This is a genomic window from Micromonospora sp. NPDC005172 (assembly GCF_040608555.1).
Taxonomy (GTDB): Bacteria; Actinomycetota; Actinomycetes; order Mycobacteriales; family Micromonosporaceae; genus Micromonospora.
Genome location: NZ_JBEXIL010000003.1, coordinates 248,243 through 254,940 on the forward strand (window position 1 = coordinate 248,243; position 6,698 = coordinate 254,940).

6 protein-coding genes and 1 pseudogene are annotated in these 6,698 nt (G+C 71.2%); 6 read left to right on the forward strand and 1 reads right to left on the reverse strand.

Features of this window, described 5'->3' with window-relative positions; all coding sequences use genetic code 11:
• Window positions 1-14: 14 nt before the first annotated feature.
• Window positions 15-1,175: an acyl-CoA dehydrogenase family protein gene (locus tag ABZV06_RS03880; RefSeq protein ID WP_355618389.1), complete on the forward strand. Its 1,161-nt coding sequence runs from the start codon at window positions 15-17 to the stop codon at window positions 1,173-1,175.
• A gap of 99 nt (window positions 1,176-1,274) precedes the next feature.
• Window positions 1,275-2,069 (forward strand): DUF4230 domain-containing protein, encoded by a 795-nt coding sequence (locus ABZV06_RS03885; RefSeq protein ID WP_355235263.1) that lies wholly within the window; start codon window positions 1,275-1,277, stop codon window positions 2,067-2,069.
• Window positions 2,070-2,303: 234 nt separating this feature from the next.
• Here ABZV06_RS03885 and ABZV06_RS03890 read toward each other — a convergent pair whose 3' ends face one another.
• Window positions 2,304-2,513, reverse strand: a complete 210-nt coding sequence (locus ABZV06_RS03890) for a PspC domain-containing protein (RefSeq protein ID WP_234589045.1) — start codon at window positions 2,511-2,513, stop codon at window positions 2,304-2,306.
• 700 nt (window positions 2,514-3,213) lie between these two features.
• Here ABZV06_RS03890 and ABZV06_RS03895 point away from each other — a divergent pair.
• The 4 genes and pseudogenes from ABZV06_RS03895 to ABZV06_RS03910 form a co-directional block, all read left to right on the forward strand.
• Entirely contained in the window at window positions 3,214-4,584 is a 1,371-nt protein-coding gene (locus tag ABZV06_RS03895) for an L-serine ammonia-lyase (RefSeq protein WP_355235258.1), read from the forward strand.
• A gap of 72 nt (window positions 4,585-4,656) precedes the next feature.
• The gene (locus tag ABZV06_RS03900; protein WP_355618391.1) at window positions 4,657-5,484 is read left to right on the forward strand and encodes an ABC transporter permease; all 828 of its coding nucleotides are present in this window, start codon (window positions 4,657-4,659) and stop codon (window positions 5,482-5,484) included.
• 1 nt (window position 5,485) lies between these two features.
• Window positions 5,486-6,232 carry an ABC transporter ATP-binding protein gene (locus ABZV06_RS03905; protein WP_355235253.1) on the forward strand — a complete coding sequence of 249 codons (747 nt, stop codon included), beginning with the start codon at window positions 5,486-5,488 and terminating at the stop codon, window positions 6,230-6,232.
• A 41-nt stretch (window positions 6,233-6,273) separates the two neighbouring features.
• A pseudogene (locus ABZV06_RS03910) lies at window positions 6,274-6,698 on the forward strand (CDP-alcohol phosphatidyltransferase family protein); the annotation flags it as partial.

The window sequence follows — 6,698 nt, forward strand, 5'->3', positions numbered from 1 at the left end:
ACTAAGGTGACGGCATGACTGCCCTCGATCTGCTCGACCTGGACCCGTCGCTCACCGAGGAGGAGCGGCAGATCCGCGACGTCGTCCGCCGACTCGTCGACGACCGGGTCCGCCCCTACGTCGCCGACTGGTACGAGGAGGGTCGCGTGCCGGCCCGTGAGCTGGCCCGGGAGTTCGGCAAGCTCGGGCTGCTCGGCATGCACCTGAACGGGTACGGCTGCGCGGGCGCCTCCGCCGTCGCGTACGGGCTCGCCTGCCAGGAGTTGGAGGCCGCCGACTCCGGCGTCCGCTCGCTCGTCTCGGTGCAGGGCTCGTTGGCGATGTACGCCATCTGGCGCTACGGCAGCGAGGAGCAGAAGCAGCGCTGGCTGCCCTCGATGGCCACCGGCGAGTCGATCGGCTGCTTCGGCCTCACCGAGCCCGACCACGGCTCCGACCCGGCGTCCATGGCCACCCGGGCCCGCCGCGACGGCGACGACTGGGTGCTCACCGGCGGCAAGATGTGGATCACCAATGCGCCGATCGCGGACGTCGCGGTGATCTGGGCGCGCACCGACGACGGGGTACGCGGCTTCGCCGTACCCATGGACACGCCCGGTGTCACGGCCCGGGAGATCCGCCGCAAGATGTCGCTGCGCGCGTCGCTGACCGGCGAGATCGTGCTCGACGACGTCCGGCTCCCGGCCGACGCCCAACTGCCCGAGGCCGTCGGGCTCAAGGCCCCGCTGAGCTGCCTGACCGAGGCCCGCCACGGCATCGTCTGGGGGGCCGTCGGGGTGGCGCGCGACTGTCTGGAGACCACCCTGGCGTACGCCACCACCCGGACCCAGTTCGGTCGACCGCTCGCCGGGTTCCAACTCACCCAGGCCAAGCTCGCCGACATGGCCGTCGAACTGGTGAAGGCGCAACTGCTCGCGCTGCACCTTGGGCGGCTCGCCGACGCCGGCCGGCTGCGCCCCGACCAGGTGAGCGTGGGCAAGCTGAACAACGTGCGGGAGGCCCTGGCCATCGCCCGGCAGTGCCGCACCATCCTCGGCGCCAACGGCGTCTCCGGTGAGTACCCGGTGCTGCGGCACGCGAACAACCTGGAGAGCGTGCTGACGTACGAGGGCACGTCGGAGATCCACCAGCTGATCGTCGGGCAGCGGCTCACCGGACTCTCCGCCTTCGCCTGACCTGCCCGTTTACGCATTCCGGCCGCTCGCCGCGCGGCTGTCGTACGGGGGCCGTACCGTCATTGGTAGACGACGTGTCTGACGAGGACGGTGAGTGTGATGGCCCGCGACGCTGGCATCAACGAGCCCACGAGGGAGTTCCCCGGTTACCCGACCGGCGACGACCTCAAGGAGCGCTCGGCCGGGACACCCGACCCGACTCCGGACGGGCCGGGTGGCACCGACGGGCCCCCGAGCGGCGGAGGTGGGGGTGGAGGTGCGGCCCGTGGGCTGCTCCTGCTGCTCGGCGCCGCCGCGCTGGCCGTGGTGGTGCTCCTGGGCGTGCAGGTGACCGGCTTCCTGCCGGACTTCCGCAACCCGTTCGCCAAGGAGCAGACCGACCGCAGCCAGCCACCACTGCTCAAGTCGATCCAGGACCTGAGCCGCTACGTGGCCGCCGAAGGCAACTTCCAGGTCGTGGTCGACACCCAGAACGACCGGCGTAACGTCCCGGACTTCCTGCTCAACGAACGCACGCTGTTCGTCGGGGCCGGCAGCGTCGAGGCGTACGTCGACTTCACCAAGATCGGTGAGGGCGCCATCGTGCAGTCCGCCGACGGCAAGTCCGTCGAGATCAAGCTGCCTGCTCCACAGCTCGGCGAGACCAACCTCGACATGGAGAAGAGCTACGTCTTCGCCGAGCAGCGCGGCCTGCTCAACCGGCTCGGTGACCTGGTCGGCAACGACCCCAACCGGCAGCAGCAGGTCTACCAGTTGGCCGAGGAGCGGATCACCGCCGCCGCCCGGGACAGCGGCCTCTCCGCCCGCGCCCAGGAGAACACCCGCAAGATGCTGGAGGGGCTGCTGCGCTCACTGGGCTACCAGCAGGTGACGGTCACGTACACGGCCCCCTGACCCCGACACCAGCGCGCCCCGTGGCGCTCTGACATCTCGACAGCGCCCGCCCCGACCATCATCGGAGCGGGCGCTGTCACGTCTGCCGCGCTCGCCAAGCTGCCGCGCTCGCCGGGTGGCCGCCAAGATCTGGACAACTTCGGGGATACTGCTGCCTCGTGGACGCCGGAGGCAGCAGTATCCCCGAAGTTGCGGCCAGCTCGACCCGCCGCGGCCGGCTCGTGCAGGGGTGGGTTAGTGGCCGGTGGAGGCCAGGTAGCGGTCCTCGTTGGGCATGAGGACCCAGAGGATCAGGTAGACGATCACCTGGGTGCCGGGCAGCAGCAGTGACAGCAGGAACAGCAGCCGAACCATCCCGGCGGACATGCCGAACCGCTGTCCGAGGCCGGCGCAGACACCGGCGAGCATGCGCCCCTGGCGGGGTCGAACCAGTTTGCGACTCATCGTCGTACTCCCACTCTGCGGCGGTGCGCCGCGTCTGCAATCCACGGTAGAAAGGGGTGGCGACCCTGCCCTCGGTCCCGAGGAGGATCGTCGACCCGTGGACCCGTAGGTACTTACCCGTGCGGCCCCGTCCGACGCCTCCGCGCCCGCCCGGCCCATCCGCTCCCGCGCCCCGCGCCCGCCCGCCCCGCGCCCGCCCGCCCGGCGCCCGCCCGCCCGCCCGGCGCCCGGCGCCCGGCGCCCGCGCCCGCGCCCGCGCCAAGATCGCGCTCGATCCTGGATGTAGTGGCTTCCGGCCGCTCCCGAGGCCACTACAACCAGGTTCGAGCGCGATCATGCGGGCTGCACGCCTCATTGCGGGCTGTGCAGGTCACTGCGGGCTGTGCAGGTCATCGCGGGCTGCGCGGGTCACTGCGGGCTGTGCAGGTCATCGCGGGCTGCGCGGGTCATCGCGGGCTGCGGGCGGGTGGCGGAGAGGTGGCTGGCAGTCGGCGGTCGGATGGCCGCGCTGCCATGATCGGGTAGCCGGGCTGCGGTGCTCGGGTAAGGGGTGAGCAGGGCAGGTAGGCTGACAGGTCGGGCACCCACACCCCGGGTGACCGGCGGCCACCCGACCGGGCGGCCACGAGCGGGGCTGCCGACCGGCGGCCACGACCGGGCGATTTCCCGTACGACGGGAGGACGCCGAGGAAGCGCAGCCATGATCAGTGTTTTCGACCTCTTCAGCGTCGGCATCGGGCCGTCCAGTTCGCACACGGTGGGGCCGATGCGGGCGGCGCGTACGTTCGTCGCCGGGCTCAAGGCCGACGGCCTGCTCGCCGACACCGCGCGGGTGCAGGCGGAGCTGTTCGGTTCGTTGGGGGCCACCGGGCACGGGCACGGCAGCGGGCCGGCGGTGCTGCTGGGGCTGGCCGGCGAGTCTCCGGAGACGGTCGACACGGACACCGTCGGGCCTCGCGTCGAGCGGATCCGTGCCGAGCGGCGGATCAGCCTGCTCGACGCGCACGAGATCGACTTCGACCCGGATCGGGACCTGACGCTGCACCGCCGCCGTTCGCTGCCGTATCACCCGAATGGGATGACCTTCGTGGCCTTCGACGCGGCCGGGGAGCAGGTCAGGGCCCGCACCTACTACTCCGTCGGTGGCGGTTTCGTGGTGGACGAGGCAGCGGCGGGCGCGGACAAGATCAAGCCGGACACGACGCGGGTGCGGTACCCGTTCCTGACCGGGGCGCAGCTCCTCGACGTCACCACCCGCACCGGGCTGTCGATCAGCGAGGTGATGCTGGCCAACGAGCGCTCATGGCGCAGTGAGGCGGAGATCCGGGCGGGCCTGCTGGAGATCTGGCGGGTGATGCAGGAGTGCGTGCAGCGTGGCTGCGAGCGGGACGGCGTACTCCCGGGGGGTCTGAAGGTCCGGCGGCGTGCGGCGGAGCTGCGGCGCGGCCTGGAGGCGGACGCCGGGACGCCCGATCCGCTGCACGCCATGGACTGGGTGACGTTGTTCGCCCTGGCGGTGAACGAGGAGAACGCGGCCGGGGGTCGGGTGGTGACCGCCCCGACGAACGGCGCGGCGGGGATCATCCCGGCGGTGCTGCACTACTACAGCCGGTTCGTCGACGGCGCCGACGACGACGGGGTGGTGCGGTTCCTGTTGGCGGCCGGTGCGATCGGGGTGCTGTTCAAGGAGAACGCGTCGATCTCCGGGGCGGAGGTCGGCTGCCAGGGTGAGGTCGGTTCGGCGTGCTCGATGGCGGCGGCGGGGCTGGCCGAGGCGCTCGGTGGCACCCCGGAGCAGGTGGAGAACGCGGCTGAGATCGGGATGGAGCACAACCTCGGGTTGACCTGTGACCCGGTGGGTGGCCTGGTCCAGATCCCCTGCATCGAGCGGAACGCGGTGGCTAGCATCAAGGCGATCACGGCCGCCCGGCTGGCGCTGCGCGGCGACGGGGTGCACAAGGTGTCGTTGGACAAGGTCATCAAGACCATGCGGGAGACGGGCGCCGACATGAAGGTCAAGTACAAGGAGACGGCGCGTGGCGGTCTGGCCGTCAACGTGATCGAGTGCTGAAGCCGGTCGATTCGGGGCATTCGTTCACCGACTGCTAACCTGGCGTCCGTTTTCAGGAGGCGGGAGGCGGCGGTGACCTCTGGCGTCGCGGCCCTGTGGTCGCACCGCAACTCGCTGCGCATCCTGGTCAGGCGTGATCTGGCGGTCAAGTACCAGCAGTCGGTGCTGGGCTACTTCTGGTCGTTGATCGAGCCGCTCGGCATGGGCGCGATCTACTGGTTCGTCTTCGGCGTGCTCTACTCCCGCGACACCGGGCGGCATCTCGGTGAGGCCGCCGGGTCGTACCCGCTGTTTCTCATCACCGGCATCTTCGCCTGGATGTGGACCAGTTCGGCGCTGAGCGAGGCCACCAACGCGTTGACCGGCCAGTCCCGGCTGATCACCACCATGAACGTGCCGCGTCAGGTCTTTCCGATCGGCCGGGTCACCGGCCGGTTCGCCGAGTACGCGGCCGGCCTGCCGATCCTCGCCGCCATCGCGGTGATCTACGCGGCGCACGGGCGGGTGCATCCCGGCTGGTCGCTGCTCGCCCTGCCGCTGGCGGTGGCCGTGCAGGCGGTCCTGTTGATCGGGCTCGCACTGCTGCTGTCGGCCTGGAACGTGCTGATGCGCGACGTGGAACGGTTGATGCGGCTGATCATCCGGGTGCTCTTCTACGCCACGCCGATCATCTACCCGCTCAGCCTGGTCCGGGAGTCCGGCCTGCCGCACTGGCTGAAGGTGCTGTACGAGCTGAACCCGCTGGTGGGGATCTTCCAGCTGCACCACGCGATCTGGTACCCGGACGAGTTCCCGGACGCCCGGCTGCTCGCCACGACGATCGTCGGCAGTCTGCTGGTGCTGGCCGCCGGCTGGTGGTCGTTCCGCCGGTTGGAGCCCGCCGTGCTCAAGGAGCTCTGACGTGGCCGCGCCGATCATCGAGGCGGACGGGCTGGGCATCCGGTTCGTCCGCAACCGTCGCCGCCAGCTTCGGCTGCGTGAGCTGTTCATCCATCGGGGCGGGCGCGGTGCGCTGCCGGGTCAGTTCTGGCCGCTGCGGGACGTGTCGTTCACCGTGGAGCCGGGCGAGACCGTGGGGGTGATCGGCCGCAACGGCACCGGCAAGAGCACCCTGCTGCGGCTGATCGCCGGGGTGCTCATCCCGGACGAGGGCGACATCCGGGTGCACGGCGCGGTGGCGCCGCTGCTGGAATTGTCGGCCGGTTTCTCCAACGACCTGACCGGCCGGGAGAACCTGCACCTGGTCGGCGGGCTGCACGGGCTGTCGACGAGCTACCTGAAGCGGCACTTCGACGAGATCGTCGAGTTCGCCGGTGAGCAGGTGGAACGGGCCATCGACACGTCGGTGCGGCACTACTCGTCGGGGATGAAGGTACGGCTGGGGTTCGCGATCATCTCGCACCTGCCGCACCCGATCCTGCTGATGGACGAGGTGACCGCGGTCGGGGACGCGGAGTTCCGCAAGAAGTGTTACGCGACGATTGACCGTCTGCTCGGGGAGGGGCGCACGCTCGTGCTGGTGTCACACAACGAAAAGGACCTGACCCGGTTCTGCCGTCGGGGGTTGTACCTCGACGCGGGCCGGTTGACGCTCGACGGCACCATCGCCGAGGCGCTCGACGCGTATCACGCCGCGGTCCCGCGGTGACGCTCGCGATCGTGCTCGCCGGCGGAACGACCGCGGCGGGCCTGACCACCGCGACCGGCGAGCCGCTGGCCGACCGGCTCGCCGACCAGTTGCGCCGGGCCGGCGCGGCCGAGGTGCGCTTCGCCGCCACCCTGGACGAGTTGGCCGCGCTGGCCGACACGGCCACCGGTCCGCTGCTGATCACCGGCACCGACCTGGTGGCGCACACCGCCGTCCTGCGGCACCTCGCCACCAGCCCGGTCGGGCCGACCGTGGCGTTGGTCCTGACCGATCCGCCGGTGCCTGGACGGACGGCCGTGCGCGAGGAGCGCGGTCAGGTGGTCGACGCCGGCCCGCTGGAAGCCCTCGACGGCGACGCCACAGGCGTGTTCGGTGGCGCGCTCCGGGTCGGTGTGGACGACCTGCCGACCCTCGCCGCCGCCGCGCGGGCCGCCGCCGTCGGCGCGCGGCCGGTCGCCGCCCCGAT